Source organism: Citrobacter sp. BDA59-3, from assembly GCF_015167655.1.
GTDB classification, from domain to species: Bacteria; Pseudomonadota; Gammaproteobacteria; order Enterobacterales; family Enterobacteriaceae; genus Phytobacter; species Phytobacter diazotrophicus.
In genome coordinates, this window is sequence record NZ_CP063427.1 from 2,457,895 (window position 1) to 2,479,595 (window position 21,701).

General features: G+C 49.5%; 23 protein-coding genes. 13 read left to right on the forward strand and 10 right to left on the reverse strand.

Translation table 11 applies throughout. The annotated features are described in order from the left end of the window. Positions 1–164 precede the first annotated feature (164 nt). Positions 165–1,076 carry a UTP--glucose-1-phosphate uridylyltransferase GalU gene (galU, locus tag IP582_RS11565; RefSeq protein WP_039079167.1) on the forward strand — a complete coding sequence of 304 codons (912 nt, stop codon included), beginning with the start codon at positions 165–167 and terminating at the stop codon, positions 1,074–1,076. A 267-nt stretch (positions 1,077–1,343) separates the two neighbouring features. On the opposite strand, the gene hns is transcribed toward galU, so the two are convergent. Beyond that, positions 1,344–1,757 (reverse strand): histone-like nucleoid-structuring protein H-NS, encoded by a 414-nt coding sequence (gene hns / locus IP582_RS11570; protein WP_039079166.1) that lies wholly within the window; start codon positions 1,755–1,757, stop codon positions 1,344–1,346. 551 nt (positions 1,758–2,308) lie between these two features. Here hns and tdk point away from each other — a divergent pair. Continuing rightward, positions 2,309–2,923: a thymidine kinase gene (gene tdk, locus IP582_RS11575; RefSeq protein WP_193796039.1), complete on the forward strand. Its 615-nt coding sequence runs from the start codon at positions 2,309–2,311 to the stop codon at positions 2,921–2,923. A 524-nt stretch (positions 2,924–3,447) separates the two neighbouring features. Here tdk and adhE read toward each other — a convergent pair. After that, positions 3,448–6,129, reverse strand: coding sequence for a bifunctional acetaldehyde-CoA/alcohol dehydrogenase (gene adhE / locus IP582_RS11580; RefSeq protein WP_039079164.1), 2,682 nt, complete (start codon positions 6,127–6,129; stop codon positions 3,448–3,450). Positions 6,130–6,602: 473 nt separating this feature from the next. Between adhE and IP582_RS11585 the strand changes: the two genes are divergently transcribed. The 6 genes from IP582_RS11585 (at position 6,603) to oppF (ending at position 13,618) form a co-directional block, all read left to right on the forward strand. Then, on the forward strand, positions 6,603–7,250 hold the full coding sequence (locus IP582_RS11585; protein WP_039079163.1) for a YchE family NAAT transporter: 648 nt from the start codon (positions 6,603–6,605) through the stop codon (positions 7,248–7,250). Positions 7,251–8,032: 782 nt separating this feature from the next. Further along, positions 8,033–9,664, forward strand: coding sequence for an oligopeptide ABC transporter substrate-binding protein OppA (gene oppA, locus IP582_RS11590; protein ID WP_193796040.1), 1,632 nt, complete (start codon positions 8,033–8,035; stop codon positions 9,662–9,664). Between the two features lie 84 nt (positions 9,665–9,748). Next, on the forward strand, positions 9,749–10,669 hold the full coding sequence (oppB, locus tag IP582_RS11595; protein ID WP_193796041.1) for an oligopeptide ABC transporter permease OppB: 921 nt from the start codon (positions 9,749–9,751) through the stop codon (positions 10,667–10,669). 14 nt (positions 10,670–10,683) lie between these two features. Further along, positions 10,684–11,592, forward strand: a complete 909-nt coding sequence (oppC, locus tag IP582_RS11600; protein WP_193796042.1) for an oligopeptide ABC transporter permease OppC — start codon at positions 10,684–10,686, stop codon at positions 11,590–11,592. Positions 11,593–11,603: 11 nt separating this feature from the next. Next, on the forward strand, positions 11,604–12,617 hold the full coding sequence (locus IP582_RS11605; RefSeq protein ID WP_193796043.1) for an ABC transporter ATP-binding protein: 1,014 nt from the start codon (positions 11,604–11,606) through the stop codon (positions 12,615–12,617). After that, positions 12,614–13,618, forward strand: coding sequence for a murein tripeptide/oligopeptide ABC transporter ATP-binding protein OppF (gene oppF, locus IP582_RS11610; RefSeq protein WP_039079158.1), 1,005 nt, complete (start codon positions 12,614–12,616; stop codon positions 13,616–13,618). The genes IP582_RS11605 and oppF overlap by 4 nt, the downstream gene beginning before the upstream one ends. 37 nt (positions 13,619–13,655) lie before the next feature. Here the strand turns inward: oppF and IP582_RS11615 are convergent, their stop codons facing one another. Both IP582_RS11615 and cls read right to left on the reverse strand, forming a co-directional pair. After that, positions 13,656–13,985: an HI1450 family dsDNA-mimic protein gene (locus tag IP582_RS11615; RefSeq protein WP_039076909.1), complete on the reverse strand. Its 330-nt coding sequence runs from the start codon at positions 13,983–13,985 to the stop codon at positions 13,656–13,658. Positions 13,986–14,019: 34 nt separating this feature from the next. Beyond that, on the reverse strand, positions 14,020–15,480 hold the full coding sequence (gene cls / locus IP582_RS11620; protein ID WP_039076985.1) for a cardiolipin synthase: 1,461 nt from the start codon (positions 15,478–15,480) through the stop codon (positions 14,020–14,022). Between the two features lie 144 nt (positions 15,481–15,624). Between cls and IP582_RS11625 the strand changes: the two genes are divergently transcribed. The 3 genes from IP582_RS11625 to IP582_RS11635 all read left to right on the forward strand — a co-directional run bounded on the left by IP582_RS11625 (position 15,625) and on the right by IP582_RS11635 (position 16,838). Beyond that, on the forward strand, positions 15,625–15,798 hold the full coding sequence (locus tag IP582_RS11625) for a YciY family protein (RefSeq protein WP_125124753.1): 174 nt from the start codon (positions 15,625–15,627) through the stop codon (positions 15,796–15,798). A 66-nt stretch (positions 15,799–15,864) separates the two neighbouring features. Further along, positions 15,865–16,482 carry a LysE family translocator gene (locus IP582_RS11630; protein ID WP_193796044.1) on the forward strand — a complete coding sequence of 206 codons (618 nt, stop codon included), beginning with the start codon at positions 15,865–15,867 and terminating at the stop codon, positions 16,480–16,482. Positions 16,483–16,499: 17 nt separating this feature from the next. Then, complete coding sequence (locus IP582_RS11635) at positions 16,500–16,838, forward strand: SMR family transporter (protein ID WP_193796045.1); 339 nt, start codon at positions 16,500–16,502, stop codon at positions 16,836–16,838. A 55-nt stretch (positions 16,839–16,893) separates the two neighbouring features. Here the strand turns inward: IP582_RS11635 and IP582_RS11640 are convergent, their stop codons facing one another. After that, the gene (locus tag IP582_RS11640; RefSeq protein WP_193796046.1) at positions 16,894–17,190 is read right to left on the reverse strand and encodes a YciI family protein; all 297 of its coding nucleotides are present in this window, start codon (positions 17,188–17,190) and stop codon (positions 16,894–16,896) included. Between the two features lie 219 nt (positions 17,191–17,409). On the opposite strand from IP582_RS11640, the gene tonB reads away from it, so the two are divergent. Continuing rightward, on the forward strand, positions 17,410–18,132 hold the full coding sequence (gene tonB / locus IP582_RS11645; protein WP_193796256.1) for a TonB system transport protein TonB: 723 nt from the start codon (positions 17,410–17,412) through the stop codon (positions 18,130–18,132). Positions 18,133–18,161: 29 nt separating this feature from the next. On the opposite strand, the gene yciA is transcribed toward tonB, so the two are convergent. The 4 genes from yciA to IP582_RS11665 all read right to left on the reverse strand — a co-directional run bounded on the left by yciA (position 18,162) and on the right by IP582_RS11665 (position 20,440). Beyond that, positions 18,162–18,563: an acyl-CoA thioester hydrolase YciA gene (yciA, locus tag IP582_RS11650; protein ID WP_193796047.1), complete on the reverse strand. Its 402-nt coding sequence runs from the start codon at positions 18,561–18,563 to the stop codon at positions 18,162–18,164. A 123-nt stretch (positions 18,564–18,686) separates the two neighbouring features. Then, positions 18,687–19,226, reverse strand: a complete 540-nt coding sequence (locus IP582_RS11655; RefSeq protein ID WP_193796048.1) for a septation protein A — start codon at positions 19,224–19,226, stop codon at positions 18,687–18,689. 41 nt (positions 19,227–19,267) lie between these two features. Next, the gene (locus tag IP582_RS11660) at positions 19,268–20,011 is read right to left on the reverse strand and encodes a YciC family protein (protein ID WP_193796049.1); all 744 of its coding nucleotides are present in this window, start codon (positions 20,009–20,011) and stop codon (positions 19,268–19,270) included. A gap of 33 nt (positions 20,012–20,044) precedes the next feature. Continuing rightward, positions 20,045–20,440 (reverse strand): YkgJ family cysteine cluster protein, encoded by a 396-nt coding sequence (locus IP582_RS11665; RefSeq protein WP_039076915.1) that lies wholly within the window; start codon positions 20,438–20,440, stop codon positions 20,045–20,047. Between the two features lie 281 nt (positions 20,441–20,721). Between IP582_RS11665 and ompW the strand changes: the two genes are divergently transcribed. Beyond that, positions 20,722–21,357 carry an outer membrane protein OmpW gene (gene ompW, locus IP582_RS11670; protein ID WP_039076916.1) on the forward strand — a complete coding sequence of 212 codons (636 nt, stop codon included), beginning with the start codon at positions 20,722–20,724 and terminating at the stop codon, positions 21,355–21,357. 56 nt (positions 21,358–21,413) lie between these two features. Here ompW and IP582_RS11675 read toward each other — a convergent pair whose 3' ends face one another. Beyond that, a complete protein-coding gene (locus IP582_RS11675; protein WP_071194076.1) occupies positions 21,414–21,599 on the reverse strand; it encodes a hypothetical protein in 186 nt (61 codons plus the stop codon). Positions 21,600–21,701: the final 102 nt, after the last annotated feature.

Genomic DNA, 21,701 nt, shown 5'->3' on the forward strand with positions numbered 1-21,701 from the left:
TCCTTTTTAAAGCGAGTGGTACTATCGCCACAGTTTTGCGTATTAATCCTAATTAAACGTTATAGCGTCCTTTTCAGACCAGGTCATTACGATGGTACTGATATACTCAGATGCGAATTAATTCATGAACATGCTCAAAGCGTGAACAGACCAGGAGATTTTCAATGGCTGCCATAAATTCGAGAGTGACTAAAGCAGTTATCCCGGTTGCGGGATTGGGAACCAGGATGCTGCCTGCGACAAAGGCGATTCCTAAAGAAATGTTACCGTTGGTTGATAAGCCATTAATTCAGTATGTCGTGAATGAGTGTATCGCTGCGGGTATTACCGAAATTGTTCTGGTTACGCATTCGTCGAAAAATTCTATCGAAAACCATTTCGATACCAGCTTTGAGCTTGAGGCCATGCTGGAAAAACGCGTGAAACGTCAGTTGCTGGAAGAAGTTCAGGCTATTTGCCCGCCGCACGTTACCATTATGCAGGTCCGCCAGGGGCTGGCTAAGGGGCTTGGACACGCGGTGCTGTGCGCGCATCCGGTTGTAGGAAATGAACCGGTGGCGGTTATTCTTCCGGACGTTATTCTGGACGAATTCGAATCCGATCTTTCCCAGGATAACCTGGCGGAAATGATCAAGCGTTTCGACGAAACCGGAGCCAGCCAGATTATGGTTGAGCCTGTTGCTGATGTGACTGCATACGGTGTTGTTGACTGTAAAGGCGCTGAACTCAAACCGGGTGACAGCGTACCGATGGTCGGTGTGGTTGAGAAACCGAAAGCGAATGTCGCGCCGTCTAATCTTGCTGTTGTAGGCCGTTACGTTCTCAGCGAAGAGATTTGGCCGCTGCTGGCGAAAACGCCTCCGGGAGCAGGCGATGAGATTCAGCTAACCGACGCCATCGATATGCTTATCGAGAAAGAGACCGTCGAAGCTTATCACATGAAAGGAAAAAGCCATGACTGTGGTAATAAGCTGGGTTATATGCAGGCTTTCGTAGAATATGGTATTCGCCATAACGTACTTGGCGAAGAATTTAAAGCCTGGCTGGAAGACGTTGTCGGTGTCGCTAAAGCGTAACCTGATTTAGTCCCAGGGAATAAAGCCGGATTGATGATTATCACTCCGGCTTTTTTATTGCCTGTAGATACCTTTGGCGTGTCAGACCAGGCGCCAGGAGAAATCTTTGTACAAAATGGGAATATCGATAGCGGGACGTTGGTGAGCAAATAGTATCAGCAATGCACGTTTATCTTCATCGTTACAGAATATTGCTCAGCAACAATGGCTAAAAAAATGGTCAAAAAAAATCCCGCCATCGGCGGGATTCTTCATAAAGGCTTAGGATTATTCCTGGATCAGGAAATCTTCCAGTTGCTTACCTTGTTCGTCCATCGCTTTTTTGATTACTGCTGGGGTACGGCCCTGGCCAGTCCAGGTTTTAGTTTCACCGTTTTCGTCAACGTAGCTATATTTAGCCGGACGTGCAGCGCGTTTAGCTTTAGTTCCGGTTTTAGCTGCGACCATGCTGTTCAGCAGTTCATTCGGATCAATACCATCAGCAATCAGCATTTCACGATATTGTTGCAGTTTACGAGTACGTTCTTCGATTTCAGCAGCTGCAGCGCTTTCTTCTTCACGACGCTCGTTAACAACCACTTCTAATTTTTCCAGCATTTCTTCGAGCGTTTCCAGAGTGCATTCTCTTGCCTGCGCACGAAGAGTACGGATGTTGTTCAGAATTTTAAGTGCTTCGCTCATTGTAGTAATCTCAAACTTATATTGGGGTGGTTTGTTGAGCTAATAATAGAGCGTTAATTTGAGTAGTGCAATAGGTGAGAATGTAAGGAATTCAAATTTCCTCTTTATTTACCACATTTTTAAAAAACGCTAACTTAAATTTTTCTTGAAGAACCGCACAGAAAAGCCATATAGAAAGCATTATCACCCGAACGGCTCAGGTGTTTAATCAGCGCTTTTAACTGATTAATCTCATACGAATTATAGTTTCGATGGATAAATATCAACCTTTTTTATTAGGGTTCACAACAGCGTCGTTTTGCATAAAACATTAATAATTTCTTGAGCCTGGCGCTGAAATTTCTTGTTTTTTATACCCAGAAAAGGCGCGGTGCGCTTATTGTCTGTTTCTTTGTCAGCAACAGCTTACGAGAGAAAAATAGCGTGAAGTATATCGCTGAAATCATGTCCGCAATGTAAGTAAAGTGTACGCCCGGCATTCCAGGTGGCATGTTAAAATATGATACAATCCTGCCGAGGAATATCACACTTTGATTGGGGTCTTGCGGGCAATGGCGCAACTTTATTTCTACTACTCAGCGATGAATGCCGGAAAATCCACGGCTTTACTGCAGTCTTCCTACAATTATCAGGAACGTGGCATGCGCACGCTGGTCTATACCGCGGAAATTGATGACCGCTTTGGGGCAGGGAAGGTAAGTTCACGTATTGGCTTATCGTCGCCAGCGCGTCTTTTTAACCAAAATACATCCCTTAAAGATGAAATTAATGCTGAGCACCAGCGCGAACCTATCCACTGCGTTTTAGTTGATGAAAGTCAATTTCTAACCCGCCAGCAGGTATATCAGTTGTCTGACGTTGTCGATGAACTTGATATTCCCGTGCTCTGTTATGGATTAAGAACGGATTTCCGCGGTGAGTTGTTTATCGGTAGCCAATATCTTCTGGCGTGGTCAGATAAACTGGTTGAACTAAAAACGATCTGTTTCTGCGGACGTAAAGCCAGCATGGTGCTACGCCTTGATCAGGCGGGTCGGCCATATAATGAGGGTGAGCAAGTCGTTATTGGCGGTAATGAGCGCTATGTATCCGTTTGCCGTAAACATTATAAAGAGGCCCTCACAGAAGGCTCTCTGTCCGCTATTCAGGCGCGTTTAAGAGGATAGTTCAACTGTAGCTACGTGCGCTGCTGATTGATTACGGGCTCAAAAACAACGCTGAAAAGCCTCAGGATTTGCGCCCGGGACAATAAGAGCGTCGTGTAGTGCATATCACCTTTATGCGGTGCTAACCGCTTCTACAGCGATATCAGGGCACACGGTCTGGTGGTTGGATTCTCAGTGTGCCTCTCCGCATTCCCTTCGTTTATCTCCGCCGCCTGCCTGCTCATACGTGTCTGTGCGTGCAAAAGTGTACTCATAGCCAGTATCAGCCAGCCAGTGACGTCTGTGGGATGTTTACGCTTACGGTTGTGGACTTCAGTCGATTCGACAGAAATAGTCTGCTGGTAGCAGGAGAATGAGGCGGGTAGAGCACGGTTAGAGATCACATCAAGGCATGTTGAAAATATAAAAAAGCCCCATCAAAGAATTGATGGGGCTTTTGTCGTTTACCTGCCGGAAAGTTCAACCGATCATCTTGCTTAACTGACAGATGTTAGCCATCAGGCTGGTTATCGTAGCCAGAACAATTAAGCGGTTTTCTTCGCTTTTTTGTCTGCTTTATCCGCTTTTACTGCTTCGGCTTTCACTTCTGCTGGCGCGCCTTCTTTGAACTCACGTCCGTAGTAGGTATCCAGCAGGATTTGTTTCAGCTCGGAGATCAGCGGGTAACGCGGGTTAGCACCGGTACACTGATCATCGAACGCATCTTCGGACAGTTTGTCAACGTGAGCCAGGAAATCAGCTTCCTGAACGCCTGCTTCACGGATTGACTTAGGAATGCCCAGTTCAGCTTTGATGGTTTCCAGCCAGGCCAGCAGTTTCTCAATTTTCGCAGCAGTACGGTCACCAACAGAAGTCAGACCAAGATGGTCAGCGATTTCTGCGTAACGACGACGAGCCTGCGGACGGTCGTACTGGCTGAATGCAGTCTGTTTAGTCGGGTTGTCATTCGCGTTATAGCGGATAACGTTGGAGATCAACAGGGCGTTCGCCAGACCGTGCGGAATATGGAACTGTGAACCCAGTTTATGCGCCATGGAGTGACACACACCCAGGAAGGCGTTCGCAAACGCGATACCCGCGATGGTAGCAGCACTGTGTACACGTTCACGTGCAATCGGGTTTTTAGAACCTTCATGGTAAGACGCTGGCAGGTTTTCTTTCAGCAGTTTCAGAGCCTGCAGAGCCTGACCATCGGAGAACTCAGACGCCAGTACAGAAACGTAAGCTTCCAGCGCGTGGGTTACTGCATCCAGACCACCGAATGCACACAGTGATTTCGGCATGTCCATGACCAGGTTTGCGTCAACAACTGCCATATCCGGGGTCAGAGCATAGTCTGCCAGCGGATATTTCTGACCAGTGGCATCGTCAGTTACAACTGCGAACGGCGTCACTTCTGAACCGGTACCGGAAGTGGTGGTGATAGCAACCATTTTCGCTTTCACACCCATTTTCGGGAACTTGTAGATACGTTTACGGATATCCATAAAGCGCAGCGCCAGTTCTTCGAAGTGAGTTTCCGGATGTTCGTACATGACCCACATGATTTTCGCCGCATCCATCGGGGAACCACCACCCAGCGCGATGATCACGTCAGGTTTGAAGGAGTTCGCCAGCTCTGCGCCTTTACGTACGATAGTCAGTGTCGGGTCAGCTTCAACTTCGAAGAAGACTTCTGTTTCTACGCCAGCCGCTTTCAGCACAGAGGTGATCTGGTCTGCATAACCGTTGTTGAACAGGAAGCGGTCAGTCACGATCAGCGCGCGTTTGTGACCATCAGTAATCACTTCATCCAGCGCGATTGGCAGAGAGCCACGGCGGAAGTAGATAGATTTCGGAAGTTTATGCCACAACATGTTTTCAGCTCGCTTAGCAACGGTTTTCTTGTTGATCAGGTGTTTCGGACCAACGTTTTCAGAGATGGAGTTACCACCCCAGGAACCACAACCCAGAGTCAGGGAAGGTGCGAGCTTGAAGTTATAAAGGTCACCGATACCACCCTGAGAAGCCGGGGTGTTGATCAGGATACGTGCGGTTTTCATTTCCGCGCCGAATTTCTGCACGCGAGCCGGCTGGTTATCCTGGTCAGTGTACAGGCAAGAGGTGTGACCGATACCGCCCATGGCAACCAGTTTCTCTGCTTTTACTACCGCATCGTCGAAATCTTTCGCACGGTACATTGCCAGCGTCGGAGACAGTTTTTCGTGAGCGAACGGCTCGCTTTCGTCAACAACAGTCACTTCACCGATCAAAATTTTGGTCGTTGCAGGAACCGTGAAGCCTGCCAGTTCAGCAATTTTGTATGCCGGTTGGCCAACGATGGCGGCATTCAGCGCCCCATTTTTCAGGATAATGTCCTGAACGGCTTTCAACTCTTTACCCTGCAGCAGGTAGCCGCCGTGGGTAGCAAAACGTTCGCGAACAGCGTCGTAAACAGAATCAACAACCACTACTGACTGTTCGGAAGCACAGATAACACCGTTGTCGAAGGTTTTAGACATCAGAACAGAAGCGACAGCACGTTTGATATCAGCGGTTTCGTCGATAACAACAGGTGTGTTGCCTGCGCCTACGCCGATAGCCGGTTTACCGGAGCTATATGCTGCTTTCACCATGCCCGGGCCGCCAGTTGCGAGGATCAGGTTGATGTCAGGGTGATGCATTAATGCGTTAGACAGTTCAACAGAAGGTTGGTCAATCCAGCCAATCAGATCTTTTGGTGCGCCCGCAGCGATAGCCGCCTGCAGAACGATATCAGCCGCTTTGTTTGTTGCATCTTTAGCGCGCGGATGTGGAGAGAAAATGATTGCGTTACGAGTCTTCAGGCTGATCAGCGACTTGAAGATTGCCGTAGAAGTTGGGTTAGTTGTTGGAACGATACCGCAGATGATACCGATAGGTTCAGCGATGGTGATGGTACCAAAAGTGTCATCTTCCTCAAGGACACCGCAGGTCTTCTCATCTTTATAAGCGTTGTAGATATATTCAGAAGCAAAGTGGTTTTTGATCACTTTATCTTCGACGATACCCATGCCGGATTCGGCAACGGCCATTTTAGCGAGAGGGATACGGGCATCAGCGGCAGCCAGGGCGGCGGCGCGGAAGATCTTGTCAACTTGCTCTTGAGTAAAGTTGGCATATTCACGCTGGGCTTTCTTCACGCGTTCAACGAGTGCGTTAAGTTCAGCGACATTAGTAACAGCCATAATGCTCTCCTGATAATGTTAAACTCTTTTAGTAAACCAGCTGTCCGAAACGACAGTATAGACAGACCGGGTGCAGGTTGCGTAAATTACAGAAAAACAAGTAGTTAGCGCCTTGCCCAACCTAACTGATTTACTGAAAGAGCCTCAACGAAACATCATTCAAACTGATGGTTCTACTCCCTGACGACGTCTCCAAGAGTACTCACTTCTGAGTACCGATTACGTGATCTAAATCAAGTTACAGCAAAGCTGACACCTTTCAGCAGACTGTTTTTGGGCATTTGTATCAAATGTTAATGATAAAAGGGCGGCGCCGACTAACATTATCATAATTAGTACAAATGCATAACATGCCGGGATGTAAGGAAGATGACAGGATTTATGGTGAGTTGTGCTGCAAATAATCGTATATTTAGCAGGGTCTTATTGTTTCTATACTTTCTTCTTTGCCTTGCAATGCTGCGGAGCACTCTGTGACTCAAACACTGTTTGACTTTCCTACCTGGTCTAAGTTTTTTATCGGCCTGTTCGCGCTGGTCAATCCTATCGGAATTATTCCTGTATTTATTAGTATGACCAGCTATCAAACGGCTGGGGCGAGGAACAAAACTAATCTCACCGCGAACCTTTCCGTTGCCATCATTCTCTGGACGTCGCTTTTTCTGGGGGACGGGATTCTTCAGTTATTTGGTATTTCGATTGACTCGTTTCGTATAGCCGGGGGGATCCTGGTGGTAACCATAGCGATGTCGATGATCAGCGGCAAACTGGGTGAGGACAAACAAAACAAGCAAGAGAAATCAGAAACGGCGATCAGAGAGAGTATCGGCGTTGTGCCGCTGGCTTTACCTTTAATGGCAGGGCCGGGGGCCATCAGCTCGACTATTGTCTGGGGCACGCGCTACCACAGCGTGGAGTACCTCGCGGGATTTTCAGTGGCAATAGCTCTTTTTGCTTTTTGTTCCTGGGGCGTGTTCCGCATCGCACCCTGGCTGGTACGTCTGCTTGGGCAGACCGGGATTAACGTGATTACCCGTATCATGGGTTTATTGCTGATGGCACTCGGTATTGAATTTATCGTTGCAGGCGTTAAAGGGATATTCCCGGGGTTACTACACTGACTTGCTTGCTGGCGAAATAATGCTGCGCAGGGCGTTGGAAACGCAGCATTATCAGCAAATCATATAACTAAAGTCAGAAAAAACCATAAATATAATAAATCAACATGATTTAAATAATTTCTTTTATTTCAGTTATTTACGTTTCGTTACATTGCTAAATGGCGAGAAATTAATCCAACAACACTGTTATTTCCCTCACACGATACTCTGGGGCTTGCTGTCAGATAATTGAAATGATATTAGTAATTTCGTCGCTCAGACAGACAAATGTGCTAGATAATAATCGAATGTTGATTTTTTGTGCAAAAAACGTGCAATGGTATTGCGAATGTAACAATACCGATGAATTACTGTCTATCTGCATGATTTAAAATACTAATTTTTTGTTTAAGCATGACTGCGCGTTCTTACAGCACGGTTGAAAGAGCGAATAAAAGAGAATTAGTTAACAAATTTGCAAATTGTATTGGCGGCGTAATGGGCCATTTGGTACTTTCCGGCCCTGTATTTGTCTTAAGAATCTACGCAAATGAGAATTGTTTTCAAATACAAATCTCATCCTGCAAATGCAAGAGTAACAGGCGTCTCGACAGGGGAGACGTGTAACAAAATCGACGTAAGGGCGCCATCCGAGCGGCTTGTAAGAAATAAAGTCGGTGATAGCAAGCAGTAAAACGATGCCTGACAGCAGCCAAAAGCTCCTGCGCTGTACAGGCCCCCTTTAGGGGACAAAACAGGCTGGCATTAATGTCAGTAATTATAATGAGTGGAGTATCAACACAATGTCCATCATCACAAAAAAAAGTCTCGTAGCGGCGGGCGTTCTCTCCGCGCTAATTGCAGGTAACGTAGCCATGGCGGCGGATGTTCCTGCAGGCGTTCAACTGGCAGAGAAGCAAACGCTGGTTCGTAATAATGGTTCGGAAGTACAGTCTCTTGATCCGCATAAAATTGAAGGCGTGCCGGAATCAAACGTCAGCCGCGATTTGTTTGAAGGCCTGTTAGTCACAGATGTTGAAGGCCATCCGAGTGCCGGTGTCGCTGAAAAGTGGGAAAACAAAGATTTCAAAGTCTGGACCTTCCATCTGCGTAAAGACGCGAAATGGTCCGACGGCTCGCCGGTTACGGCACACGACTTCGTTTATAGCTGGCAGCGTCTGGCAGATCCAAAAACTGCATCCCCTTACGCCAGCTACCTGCAATATGGTCACATTGCGAATATCGATGACATCATTGCCGGTAAAAAACCGACCTCCGAGCTGGGCGTAAAAGCGCTTGATGACAATACCTTTGAAGTCACGCTGAGCGAACCGGTTCCTTATTTCTACAAACTGCTGGTACACGCCTCCGTGTCGCCAGTTCCTAAAGCCGTTGTCGAGAAATTCGGTGATAAATGGACCCAGCCCGCGAATATCGTGACTAACGGTGCGTACAAACTGAAAGATTGGGTTGTCAACGAACGTATCGTGCTTGAGCGTAATACCAATTACTGGGATAACGCGAAAACGGTAATTAACCAGGTAACTTACCTGCCGATTTCCTCAGAAGTGACTGACGTTAACCGCTACCGCAGCGGTGAAATCGACATGACCTATAACAACATGCCGATTGAACTGTTCCAGAAACTGAAACAAGAAATTCCAAAAGAAGTCCACGTCGACCCGTACCTGTGTACTTATTATTACGAAATCAATAACCAGAAAGCGCCGTTTACTGACGTTCGTGTTCGTACCGCGCTGAAACTGGCTCTGGATCGTGACATCATCGTCAATAAAGTGAAGAACCAGGGCGATTTGCCAGCTTACAGCTACACCCCGCCATACACTGACGGTGCAAAACTGGTTGAGCCGGAATGGTTCAAGTGGTCACAAGACAAACGTAACGCAGAAGCGAAAAAACTGCTGGCTGAAGCAGGCTACACGGCTGACAAGCCGCTGACGTTCAACCTGCTGTACAACACCTCTGACCTGCATAAAAAACTGGCTATCGCGGTTGCTTCTATCTGGAAGAAAAATCTGGGCGTAGACGTCAAGCTGGAGAACCAGGAGTGGAAAACCTTCCTCGACAGCCGCCATCAGGGCACCTTTGACGTGGCGCGTGCAGGCTGGTGTGCGGATTATAACGAACCGACATCCTTCCTGAATACCATGCTGTCTGACAGCTCCAACAACACCGCGCACTATAAGAGCCCGGCCTTTGATAAGCTGATTACCGACACGCTGCAAGTCACCGACGAAGCGCAACGTACGGAGCTTTACACCAAGGCTGAACAGCAGCTCGATAAAGACTCTGCGATTGTCCCGGTGTATTACTACGTAAACGCCCGTCTGGTGAAACCGTGGGTGGGTGGTTATACCGGTAAAGACCCGATGGATAATATCTACGTTAAAAACTTGTATATTATCAAGCATTAATGGCAATGAGTGGGGCAGGATAATCCTGCCCCACAGTGTCTTATTTCATCGCACTACAAAGGCACAGGCCAGAAGGTACGGGCAATGTTGAAATTTATCCTACGTCGCTGTCTGGAAGCGATTCCGACGCTACTTATTCTTATTACTATCTCATTCTTTATGATGCGTCTTGCGCCGGGTAGTCCTTTTACCGGTGAGCGTACGCTGCCGCCAGAAGTCATGGCGAATATCGAAGCGAAATATCATCTGAACGATCCGATTCTGACCCAGTACGCCAGCTATCTGAAACAGCTCGCGCACGGTGATTTTGGGCCGTCATTTAAATACAAAGATTACACGGTGAATGATCTGGTCGCGGCCAGCTTCCCCGTTTCTGCGAAATTAGGCGCTGCGGCGTTTTTACTGGCGGTGATTTTTGGCGTGAGTGCGGGCGTCATTGCCGCGTTGAAACAAAATACCAGATGGGACTATTCCGTGATGGGACTGGCGATGACCGGGGTTGTGATACCGAGCTTCGTTGTCGCTCCGCTGCTGGTGATGATTTTCGCCATCACGCTTAAATGGTTACCCGCCGGGGGATGGAATGGCGGCGCGCCAAAATTCATGATCCTGCCGATGGTCGCATTATCTCTGGCCTATATCGCCAGTATTGCGCGTATCACGCGTGGCTCGATGATTGAAGTGCTACATTCAAACTTTATTCGTACCGCACGAGCGAAAGGCTTGCCGATGCGCCGCATTATTTTCCGCCATGCGCTGAAACCCGCATTGTTGCCTGTGCTCTCCTATATGGGGCCTGCCTTCGTCGGTATTATCACCGGCTCAATGGTTATCGAAACGATTTACGGTTTACCCGGTATTGGCCAGTTGTTTGTGAATGGCGCATTGAACCGTGATTACTCGCTGGTATTAAGTTTGACCATACTGGTAGGGACGTTGACTATTGTATTTAACGCGATTGTCGATGTGCTGTATGCCGTTATCGATCCGAAAATTCGTTATTAACACTGGAGTACGCCATGATGTTAAGTAAAAAAAACAGCGAGGCGCTGGAAAACTTCAGTGAAAAACTGGAAGTAGAAGGTCGCAGTCTGTGGCAGGATGCACGACGTCGCTTTATGCACAACCGTGCAGCGGTCGCCAGCCTTGTCGTCTTGTTCTTTATCGCGCTTTTCGTGACCCTCGCGCCGATGCTATCGCAGTTTAGCTATTTCGATACGGACTGGGGCATGATGTCCAGTGCGCCTGATACAACCTCCGGGCACTATTTCGGGACGGATTCATCCGGCCGTGATCTCCTGGTGCGCGTTGCCATTGGTGGGCGTATTTCGCTTATGGTTGGTATTGCTGCCGCGCTGGTTGCGGTTATCCTGGGAACTCTTTACGGATCACTGTCCGGTTACCTCGGCGGTAAAGTGGACTCTGTGATGATGCGTCTGCTTGAGATCCTCAACTCATTCCCGTTTATGTTCTTCGTTATCCTGCTGGTGACCTTCTTCGGGCAAAACATCCTGCTCATTTTTGTGGCTATCGGTATGGTTTCCTGGCTGGATATGGCGCGTATCGTCCGTGGTCAAACGCTGAGTCTGAAACGCAAAGAGTTTATCGAAGCGGCTCAGGTAGGCGGTGTATCGACAGGAAATATTGTCATTCGTCATATCGTTCCCAACGTGCTGGGCGTCGTGGTGGTGTATGCCTCACTATTGGTGCCGAGCATGATTCTGTTCGAATCATTTCTGAGTTTCCTTGGCTTGGGAACGCAAGAGCCGTTAAGCAGTTGGGGCGCATTGCTTAGCGATGGCGCAAACTCGATGGAAGTTTCCCCATGGCTGCTGCTGTTTCCGGCAGGCTTCCTGGTGGTGACGTTATTCTGTTTTAACTTTATCGGCGATGGGCTGCGTGATGCTCTCGACCCGAAAGATCGTTAAGGAGTGCTGTTATGAGCAAGCATGAAACCTCATTGGCGCCACAGGCGCAGCAGCATTCGGGCATTCTTCTGGATGTTAACGATCTGCGTGTGACGTTTAAAACCCCGGACGGTGACGTTACGGCGGTAAACGACCTGAACTTTAGCCTGCGTGCCGGCGAGACTCTCGGCATTGTGGGTGAATCGGGTTCGGGTAAATCTCAGACAGCATTTGCACTGATGGGCCTGCTGGCATCGAACGGGCGTATTGGTGGTTCGGCGAAATTCAATGGCAAAGAGATTCTGAACTTGCCTGAGCACGCGCTGAACAAACTGCGTGCCGAGCAGATTTCCATGATCTTCCAGGACCCGATGACCTCACTGAATCCGTATATGCGGGTCGGTGAGCAGTTAATGGAAGTGCTGATGCTGCATAAAGGCATGGGTAAGGCCGAAGCATTTGAAGAGTCGGTCAAAATGCTCGACGCCGTGAAAATGCCGGAAGCGCGCAAGCGTATGCGCATGTACCCGCATGAGTTTTCCGGCGGGATGCGCCAGCGCGTAATGATTGCTATGGCATTAATGTGCCGGCCAAAACTGCTCATTGCCGACGAACCGACTACCGCGCTGGACGTGACTGTACAGGCGCAGATCATGACGTTGCTCAATGAGCTTAAACGTGAATTCAACACTGCCATTATCATGATCACCCACGATCTCGGCGTGGTAGCGGGTATCTGTGACAAAGTGCTGGTGATGTACGCCGGGCGTACTATGGAATACGGTGTGGCGCGCGATGTGTTCTACCATCCGGCACATCCCTATTCGATCGGTCTGCTCAATGCGGTACCGCGCCTCGACGCCGAAGGTGAAGAGTTGCTGACCATCCCTGGTAACCCGCCGAACCTGCTGCGGTTGCCCAAAGGGTGTCCGTTCCAGCCGCGTTGCCCGCATGCGATGGAAATCTGTAGCAGTGCTCCGCCGCTGGAGGAGTTTGCCCCGGGACGTTTGCGCGCCTGCTTTAAGCCGGTGGAGGAACTGGTATGAATGCCGTAACAGAAGAAAGAAAAGTACTCCTGGAAATTGCTGACCTGAAAGTGCATTTCGACATAAAAGACGGTAAGCAATGGTTCTGGCAACCATCCAAAACACTGAAAGCGGTAGACGGCGTTACGTTGCGTCTGTATGAAGGGGAAACACTCGGCGTAGTGGGCGAATCCGGATGCGGGAAATCGACCTTTGCCCGTGCGATTATTGGGCTTGTCAAAGCAACTGACGGCAAAGTGGCGTGGCTGGGCAAAGATTTGCTCGGGATGAAGCCTGATGAATGGCGCGATGTGCGCAGTGACATTCAGATGATTTTCCAGGACCCGCTGGCATCGCTGAATCCGCGTATGACCATTGGTGAAATCATCGCGGAACCGCTGCGTACTTATCATCCGAAAATGCCGCGTCAGGAAGTGCGTGACCGCGTCAAAGCCATGATGATGAAAGTGGGCCTGCTGCCAAACCTGATTAACCGCTACCCGCATGAGTTCTCCGGCGGCCAGTGTCAGCGTATTGGCATTGCCCGTGCGCTAATCCTCGAACCGAAGCTGATTATCTGTGACGAACCGGTTTCTGCACTGGACGTGTCAATCCAGGCTCAGGTGGTTAACTTGCTGCAAAAACTGCAGCGGGAAATGGGGTTGTCGCTGATCTTTATCGCCCACGATCTCGCGGTGGTGAAACACATCTCGGATCGCGTGCTGGTCATGTATTTGGGCCACGCGGTGGAGTTGGGTACCTATGACGAGGTGTACCACAATCCGCAGCACCCTTACACCAAAGCGCTGATGTCTGCTGTGCCAATCCCGGACCCGGATCTGGAAAAGAACAAGCAGATTCAATTGCTGGAAGGGGATTTGCCTTCACCAATCAACCCGCCGTCGGGCTGCGTGTTCCGTACGCGTTGCCCGATTGCCGGACCCGAGTGCGCGCAGACCCGCCCGGTGCTGGAAGGTAGTTTCCGCCATGCGGTCTCGTGCCTTAAGGTTGACCCGCTCTAAATGAAAAAGGCTGACGAAAGTCAGCCTTTTCTTTTTACTACTCGCGCCAGAGAATGTGGCACAACTTATGATCTTTCTCGCGACAGAGCAGTACGCGGGCAAAGACATCGTTGATTTCGCCACCGTCACTATCCGCGAGGCCAATCACCACCTCGGCGAAAAAGTCCGGGTTCAGATCGTAATCAACATGCTCTTGCCAGTCTTCGCTGGGATCAAACAATTCCGCACCGCCACGCTCTTCAAACTGAAGATTGAACAGAATGATATCTGCCGGGTCGAGATTATCCGCCGCAAGTTCGAGAAAAATATCGTAAGCCTGCTCCAGCGTTTCGTCTTCGCTCAGGCGGTTGTTCAGATCCATTTCCATAATGACTACCTGTTTAATATCATTTGGGCACGTTTTACAGCAATGGGCTAAAGAAGTAAAACAGTCGTTCTGCAATCCGGTGCCAGAACGGTCGTTTAACCCACAGACGCGCGTCCAGCAAGCGAGACCGCGAAATATAATCATCCTGCACGGCGGCCAGATCGCTGCCAAAGCCGGTATCGTCGATAACCAGTGTAATCTCAAAATTAAGCCACAGACTACGCATATCAAGGTTCACTGTTCCCACCAGGCTTAACTCGCCATCGACCAGCACGCTTTTCGTATGCAGAAGTCCGCCTTCAAACTGATAGATTTTTACCCCCGCAGCCAGTAGTTCGGTGAAAAAGGCCCGGCTTGCCCAGCCAACCAGCACCGAGTCATTCTTACGCGGCAGGATAATGCTAACGTCAACGCCTCGTTGCGCGGCGGTACAAATGGCATGTAGAAGGTCATCGCTGGGGACGAAATAGGGAGTCGTCATAATCAGGTATTCGCGCGAGGCATAAACTGCGGTTAATAATGCCTGGTGAATAAGATCTTCCGGGAACCCCGGACCAGAGGCGATGGTGTGGATTGTGTGCCCGCTGGCCTGCTCAAACGGCATGATATTGGCATCCGGTGGCGGTGGGAGGATGCGTTTTCCGGTTTCTATCTCCCAGTCGCAGGAGTAGACGATCCCCATCGCGGTAGACACGGGGCCTTCCATCCGTGCCATTAAATCGACCCATTGACCGACGCCCGCATCCTGTTTGAAGAAGCGGGGGTCCACCATGTTCATACTGCCGGTATAGGCGATGTAATTATCAATAAGGATCATTTTGCGGTGCTGGCGCAGGTCCATCCGACGCAGAAACACACGCATCAGATTAACTTTTAACGATTCGACCACTTCTATACCTGAATTGCGCAGCATGCCAGCCCACGGACTGCGGAAAAACGCGACGCTGCCTGCTGAATCAAGCATTAAACGGCAATGCACACCGCGGCGGGCCGCCGCCATCAAGGATTCGGCGACCTGATCGGCCATTCCTCCTGGCTGCCAGATATAAAACACCATCTCGATATTATGGCGGGCTAGCTGAATGTCGCGGATCAATGCCTGCATCACGTCATCTGAGGAAGTGAGCAACTGGAGCTGATTACCTTTCACCCCCGCAATGCCCTGACGCCGTTCGCAGAGTTTGAACAGAGAAGTGGCGACACTGCTGTTTTCAGTCGCGAAAATATGGTGATACGTCTTAAGGTCTTTTAACCACTTGGCAGTGGATGGCCACATCGCACGAGCCCGCTCAGCGCGGCGCTTACCAAGATGTAGTTCCCCAACGGACAGATACGCAATAATCCCCACCAGAGGGAGAATATAAATAATCAGCAGCCATGCCATGGCAGAAGGGACCGCACGGCGCTTCATCAGAATGCGCAGCGTCACGCCAGCGATGAGCAGCCAGTAGCCCAAAAAGATCAGCCAACTCACAACCGTGTAGAAGGTTGTCATAACAAAAAAATCCTTTTGAAAATCTGATATAAGGAGTTTACGCATAAGGACTCATCTGGCAAACAAAAACGGCGCTGAAAAGGACTGGTCTGGTGACGTCCAGGGTTTATAATGGGAGTTCTTTGTTAGGAAAGAGTCGTAGAAATGAAGCGTAGTAGAACGGAAGTGGGGCGCTGGCGTATGTCCCGGCAGGCCAGTCGTCGCAAGGCGCGTTGGTTGGAAGGGCAGTCCCGTCGCAATATGCGTATCCACGCGATAAGAAAGTGTATTCTTAATCGGCATCGCAACGCGTTAGTTTTTGATTTTTACGGGTTCTGATGGTCCTGGGCACCTTTATGGTGCCCATTGTTTTTTTATCTCTTTCTCAAAAAGGGTGAATGCTGCATGCCTGTTATTGATAGTTTGATTGCTTTTACCTTTGCGGCGACGCTGCTCACGCTCACACCGGGTCTCGATACCGCGCTGATTTTACGTACTGCCGCGGTGGAGGGACGGAGTCAGGCATTTAAAGCAGCCTTTGGCATTAACACCGGTTGTCTCATCTGGGGAGCGGCCGTTGCCTTCGGCCTTGGGGCATTAGTTGCGGTGTCGGAACTGGGATACTCTATTCTCAAATATTGTGGCGCTGCCTATTTATGCTTGCTGGGCGTAGATATGCTCATTCGCCCGCGTACCGCTGTTTTCTCTGTTGCGGGTGAAGATAAAAAGCAGAACTGGTTTATTCGTGGCATGTTAGGCAATGTACTGAATCCCAAAATGGGTATTTTCTACGTCTCTTTTTTGCCACAGTTTATTCCGCATGGGCAACCGCTCATTATTTGGACATTTGGCCTTGTGATGATTCATGTGGTGCTGGGAACCATATGGTCAACAACGTTAATTGCGGCGACGCGCCCACTGTCATCATTTTTACGTAAAGAAGCCGTTATACGCTGGATGGATCGCGCAACTGGCGTTGTGTTTTTGCTTTTCGCAACCCGCCTTGCGCTAAGTAAACGTTAATTCGCCTTTGGATAACCATGAATAAAGAAGCCATTATTTTTCTCGCCCTGGCGATCGTCAGTGAAGTCATTGCGACCACTGCGCTTAAAAGTTCCGATAGTTTTACCCGCCTGGCGCCCAGCATCATCAGTATTGTTGGCTATTGTATTGCATTCTGGTGTCTGACCATCCCAATGCGCACTATACCCACCGGGGTGATTTACGCCGTCTGGTCCGGGGTAGGGATTGTATTGATTGGTACAGTGGGCTGGATTATTCACGGACAGAAACTGGATTTTCCGGCGATGCTGGGGATGGGGTTAATTATTGCCGGCGTGGTTATTATTAATTTGTTTTCAAAAACGATCGCCCATTAAACACGGGTAAAAGAAAGGGGTATTATGATTTTTACCCCTTTGTTATTTCTGATAGTCAGAACACTTTCTTAAACGGCTTAACGATGACGTGCTGGTAAACGCCAGCCGCGACGTACGGGTCCGCGTCGGCCCAGGACTGCGCCGCTTCCAGAGATTCAAATTCAGCGATAACGGTTGAGCCGGTAAAACCCGCCGCACCCGGATCGTTACTGTCTACGGCTGGCATAGGGCCTGCCGTTAATAAACGACCTTCGTCTTGCAGCAATTGCAGACGTGCCAGATGAGCCGGGCGCACGGAAAGGCGTTTTTCGAGGGAATCAGCAACGTCCTGTGAGAAAATTACATATAGCACGGGTAGAGCTCCTTCATCATGAGAAAACAACTACGTTATGTGAATCCATAAATGCCTGCAACGCAAAGATGATGGCGCGTGATTATCCTTTTTCAGTGTGCGCTTTTTTTAACCGTATGCGCACAAAAACCGGGGCAGACGCGATGGCTGGTTGAATATGATTGCTATTTGCATTTAGAATCTAACTTTGCTTTTTCAACTGAAACGATTATGACTTCAATGGCCCTTGATTTACCCCGTCGCTTTCCCTGGCCGACACTGTTGTCCGTCGGTATGCATGGCGCTGTCGTGGCGGCCATCTTGTATGCCTCGGTACATCAGGTTATTGAATTACCGGCACCCGCAGCGCCGATTACGGTGACCATGGTGACACCAGCAGAGCTGGAGCCACCGCAGGCGGTGCAGCCACCACCAGAACCCGTTGCGGAGCCGGAACCCGAGCCGGAGCCCGTTCCCGAGCCGCCAAAAGAAGCGCCGGTGGTGATCCACAAACCTGAACCGAAGCCAAAACCTAAACCGAAGCCGAAACCGGAGAAAAAAGTCGAGCAGCCTAAGCGTGAAGCAAAACCGGTAGAACCCCGTCAGGCGGCACCGGTAGAAAGTAACGCACCGCCGCGTCCGGCGATGAATAACGCGCCAGCCATCGCCACCAAACCTGTGCCGTCGGTCCCGGCAGGTCCGCGCGCATTAAGCCGCACCCAGCCTCAATATCCACCGCGCGCAAAAGCCTTGCGTATTGAAGGACGTGTTCGCGTGAAATTTGATGTATTACAGGATGGCCGTATCGACAACGTGGAGATTCTTTCAGCGCAGCCGGCGAATATGTTCGAGCGTGATGTGAAGACCGCCATGCGTAAATGGCGTTATGAACCGGGTAAACCGGGCACCGGCATCACGGTTAACATTATCTTCCGCATGGACGGTGGCACGACAATGGATTAAGCAAAAAAGCCTCCAGATGGAGGCTTTTTTTATGCCTGCACGGGCAGCGGTCGCGGTTTACCATCATTATCCACGGCGACATAAATAAACAGTGCGTCCGTTGCTTTATAACGTTGACCAATAGGTTCTGAGGCGACCTTTTTAATCCAGACTTCGACGTTGATGGTAACCGACGTATTACCGCGTTTCACACAGCGTGCATAACAGCACACTACATCGCCCACGGCGACGGGGCGCAGGAAAGTCATACCATCGACGCGGACAGTGACGACGCGTCCGTGAGCGATCTCTTTAGCAAGAATTGCTCCGCCCATATCCATCTGCGACATCAGCCAGCCGCCAAAAATATCACCGTTAGCATTGGTGTCTGCCGGCATTGCCAGTGTGCGCAGAACAAGTTCGCCCTGCGGTGCATCCTGAGTGTTAGACATGGTTATCTCATCAATAAATAAGGGGGATTCTGGCGGATGCTACTATGGATTTATGGCTGAAAACAATTAGATAAGGTGGTATGTAGAAAAAAACCGGGCAGTGCCCGGTTTTTTACGTGCCACTCAGGGTTTATCGTCCTGCGGAATGTGACGATAGATATAAACACCGCTTAATACGGTAAAGATAAGAGTCAGCGCCGTTAAGCCAAACACTTTGAAATTCACCCAGATATTTTGTGGCAGCCAGAAGGCGATATAAATATTGGCCAGACCACAAAGGATGAAAAATAGCGCCCAGGCAAGGTTGAGGCGCTCCCATACTACCGGCGGCAGGGTGAGCTCTTTACCCAGCATGCGTTGGATAAGTGGTTTTTTCATTACCCACTGGCTAAACAGCAAGGCACCGGCAAACAGGGCGTAGATAACCGTGACTTTCCATTTAATGAATTCGTCATTGTGGAAGAAAATCGTCAGTCCACCGAAAACGGCCACCAGTACAAAAGTAATCAGCGCCATTTTTTCGACTTTACGGTAACGCACCCAGCTATAAATCAGGACAACAGCCGTAGCGATGATCAAAGCTGTCGTTGCTGCATAAATGTCATACAGCTTGTAAAAAGCGAAAAACACCACCAGTGGGAGAAAATCAAGAAACTGCTTCATTCTACGGTTCCGTTAAATTGCCTGCTATCGCAGGCGAAAAATCACTGACGTATCAGCATATACAGGCGAAACAGATAAATGAGCAAAGCGACAGATATCATGTTGCTCACCGTGTTTGCGACCACCGCACCGACTTCCGGCGTAAGAAACGCTAAATTATGTGCAAACATCAGCAGTGCGATTTTTGCCAGCAACCAGCCGATGACCGCAGGCGCGACCAGACGCATATTGTTCCAGCCCAGACGCATACTGCCGCGCATCGCCGAGAAGACGCCCGCGCGATCCTGAACCATCATCACCGGTGCGAACGCCAGCAAAATAGCCAGTAATACGCCGGGTACGAAGATGAACATCATGCCGATTTGCACCATAAAGGTTGTCAACATGAACAGGATAAACAGCGCGGGCAAAACTGGCGCACTGGCACCGATAGCACGAAGCGCGCTAACGCGTTGCCCTGCCGAGATCATCCGGATCATCATCAACGTGCTGCCCGCCAGGATGGCATTCCCGATCAAACCGGAGAAGGTGGCTGCCGCTGATAAGCGTAGCAATACCTGCTGCTGTTCCTGCGTCATATTGCGCACCAGGTCGAACAACCCGGTGCTTTCCGCCCGATAATCACCTTCACCCAGGATCGAAAGCTGGGCGTCACTGGGCGAAAAGACGCGCCCTAACAGCACTGTAATAAATGCACATAGAAGTGCAATCAGTAAAATAGTAACAAACTGATTACGAAAAAAATTCCCCGTGTCACGGTAAACGGATTCTGCCGTGATAGACATGCACTCTCCTTGAGTTCTGCAATGTTAAATTCATCACAATTGTACCCTGAAAGCGTCATCGGTGGCAGCCTCCGTGGATGTATGGAAAAGCATATCTTTGTAAAGCGGTGGTAACCCGTAATACGCACGGGCGCGATCGCAGGCCTCATTGGCCTCGTCATTCTCGCCCGACATCATAAATTCGCGGCAAGGAGATGGTCGTTGCTCATAAATACGGCAACGCGCTGACTCACCCGGAATGCCTTCCAGCGCGACACAATGGCTTCGCTTCTGATTGGTTCCGCGCATACAGCGTAAAAAGGGGGTGACAGGCTCAGTCAGTTGAGCCGGTACGGAACCGCCAGCGTCATCCGCCTCGGCCCAGTAGAAAGAGACACGAAAATAAGCACAACAGGCTCCGCACGACATGCACGGGTTGAGATCACTCATGGCACACCTGCAATAACGACGCATCAATTCAAATTGTGAGTTCATTAAAGTAGACCCACGAGCACGCGTCGGCAAGAGGGAACGATGACGATTTTTTTAGCAAGTTTAAACGGCAAAATTGATGTGAATACAAAAACTAAAAGTCTGAACTGGCAGCCAAAATTAACTCAGATCAATAAATGTTAAATTAACGAATGTAATGTGATCCAGATTGGATCACGATGTACTTATTTATAGGTATATTCACGGCGCCTATGAAAAACCACATACATGGAGTGGATATGAATAAATTAGCCGTGGCAGCATTGATCCTCAGCAGTCTTTCCGCAGGTGCGTATGCGCATGAAGCGGGGGAATTTTTCATGCGTGCCGGTTCCGCGACTGTGAGGCCGACGGAGGGATCGGATAATGTGTTAGGGAGTCTGGGAAGTTTTAACGTCGATAATAATACCCAGCTCGGACTGACCATGACGTATATGGCAACGGACAACGTTGGCGTGGAATTGCTGGCAGCGACCCCGTTTCGTCATAAAGTAGGGACCGGCCCAACCGGTAATATCGCAACCGTTCACCACTTGCCCCCAACGCTGATGGCACAGTGGTATTTTGGTGATGCCGCAAGTAAAGTCCGCCCGTATATTGGTGCGGGTATCAACTACACCATGTTCTTTGATGAAAAATTCAACGATACGGGTAAATCGGCTGGACTTTCTGATTTAAGCCTGAAAAATTCCTGGGGCGCGGCAGGACAGGTAGGGGTGGATTATTTAATTAACCGTAACTGGCTGATTAATGCTTCGGTCTGGTACATGGATATTGATACGGACGTTCGTTTTAAAGCGGGAGGCGCGCAGCAAAGCGTGAGTACGCGGCTCGATCCGTGGGTATTTATGTTTGCTGCTGGCTATCGCTTCTGACAGGCACTATAAAAAACTGGCCGCATAAGGGTGGCCAGTTTTTATCAAAAAGAAATTCAGGTGAGTTTTTTCAGCACACCGTACGATCCCCAATTGATGACTATTGCGGCAATAACCCCTATAAGCCATGGAATACGTGACCCGGCAAAATAGTAATGGCCTATATAACTGCCAAGGGTGAAACAGGTGAAAATCGTCGCAATTGTAAACCAGCCTCTTATCAATGCGGCTTTATTAAACATATGGACATCCTTCCCATTAAAGACATCAGCCTCTGACGGATGATGAATACGCTACGTTGTTTACTGTCATCCGTGTCCCACATATCCGCGACATTATTAAGC

Excerpts from the sequence above, each read along its gene's own strand:
- galU (WP_039079167.1), top strand. The coding sequence starts at position 165 with ATGGCTGCCATAAATTCGAGAGTGACTAAAGCAGTTATCCCGGTTGCG.
- hns (WP_039079166.1), bottom strand. The coding sequence starts at position 1,757 with ATGAGCGAAGCACTTAAAATTCTGAACAACATCCGTACTCTTCGTGCG.
- tdk (WP_193796039.1), top strand. The coding sequence starts at position 2,309 with ATGGCGCAACTTTATTTCTACTACTCAGCGATGAATGCCGGAAAATCC.
- adhE (WP_039079164.1), bottom strand. The coding sequence starts at position 6,129 with ATGGCTGTTACTAATGTCGCTGAACTTAACGCACTCGTTGAACGCGTG.
- oppA (WP_193796040.1), top strand. The coding sequence starts at position 8,033 with ATGTCCATCATCACAAAAAAAAGTCTCGTAGCGGCGGGCGTTCTCTCC.
- oppB (WP_193796041.1), top strand. The coding sequence starts at position 9,749 with ATGTTGAAATTTATCCTACGTCGCTGTCTGGAAGCGATTCCGACGCTA.
- oppC (WP_193796042.1), top strand. The coding sequence starts at position 10,684 with ATGATGTTAAGTAAAAAAAACAGCGAGGCGCTGGAAAACTTCAGTGAA.
- IP582_RS11605 (WP_193796043.1), top strand. The coding sequence starts at position 11,604 with ATGAGCAAGCATGAAACCTCATTGGCGCCACAGGCGCAGCAGCATTCG.
- oppF (WP_039079158.1), top strand. The coding sequence starts at position 12,614 with ATGAATGCCGTAACAGAAGAAAGAAAAGTACTCCTGGAAATTGCTGAC.
- IP582_RS11615 (WP_039076909.1), bottom strand. The coding sequence starts at position 13,985 with ATGGAAATGGATCTGAACAACCGCCTGAGCGAAGACGAAACGCTGGAG.
- cls (WP_039076985.1), bottom strand. The coding sequence starts at position 15,480 with ATGACAACCTTCTACACGGTTGTGAGTTGGCTGATCTTTTTGGGCTAC.
- IP582_RS11625 (WP_125124753.1), top strand. The coding sequence starts at position 15,625 with ATGAAGCGTAGTAGAACGGAAGTGGGGCGCTGGCGTATGTCCCGGCAG.
- IP582_RS11630 (WP_193796044.1), top strand. The coding sequence starts at position 15,865 with ATGCCTGTTATTGATAGTTTGATTGCTTTTACCTTTGCGGCGACGCTG.
- IP582_RS11635 (WP_193796045.1), top strand. The coding sequence starts at position 16,500 with ATGAATAAAGAAGCCATTATTTTTCTCGCCCTGGCGATCGTCAGTGAA.
- tonB (WP_193796256.1), top strand. The coding sequence starts at position 17,410 with ATGGCCCTTGATTTACCCCGTCGCTTTCCCTGGCCGACACTGTTGTCC.
- yciA (WP_193796047.1), bottom strand. The coding sequence starts at position 18,563 with ATGTCTAACACTCAGGATGCACCGCAGGGCGAACTTGTTCTGCGCACA.
- IP582_RS11655 (WP_193796048.1), bottom strand. The coding sequence starts at position 19,226 with ATGAAGCAGTTTCTTGATTTTCTCCCACTGGTGGTGTTTTTCGCTTTT.
- IP582_RS11660 (WP_193796049.1), bottom strand. The coding sequence starts at position 20,011 with ATGTCTATCACGGCAGAATCCGTTTACCGTGACACGGGGAATTTTTTT.
- IP582_RS11665 (WP_039076915.1), bottom strand. The coding sequence starts at position 20,440 with ATGAGTGATCTCAACCCGTGCATGTCGTGCGGAGCCTGTTGTGCTTAT.
- ompW (WP_039076916.1), top strand. The coding sequence starts at position 20,722 with ATGAATAAATTAGCCGTGGCAGCATTGATCCTCAGCAGTCTTTCCGCA.
- IP582_RS11675 (WP_071194076.1), bottom strand. The coding sequence starts at position 21,599 with ATGTTTAATAAAGCCGCATTGATAAGAGGCTGGTTTACAATTGCGACG.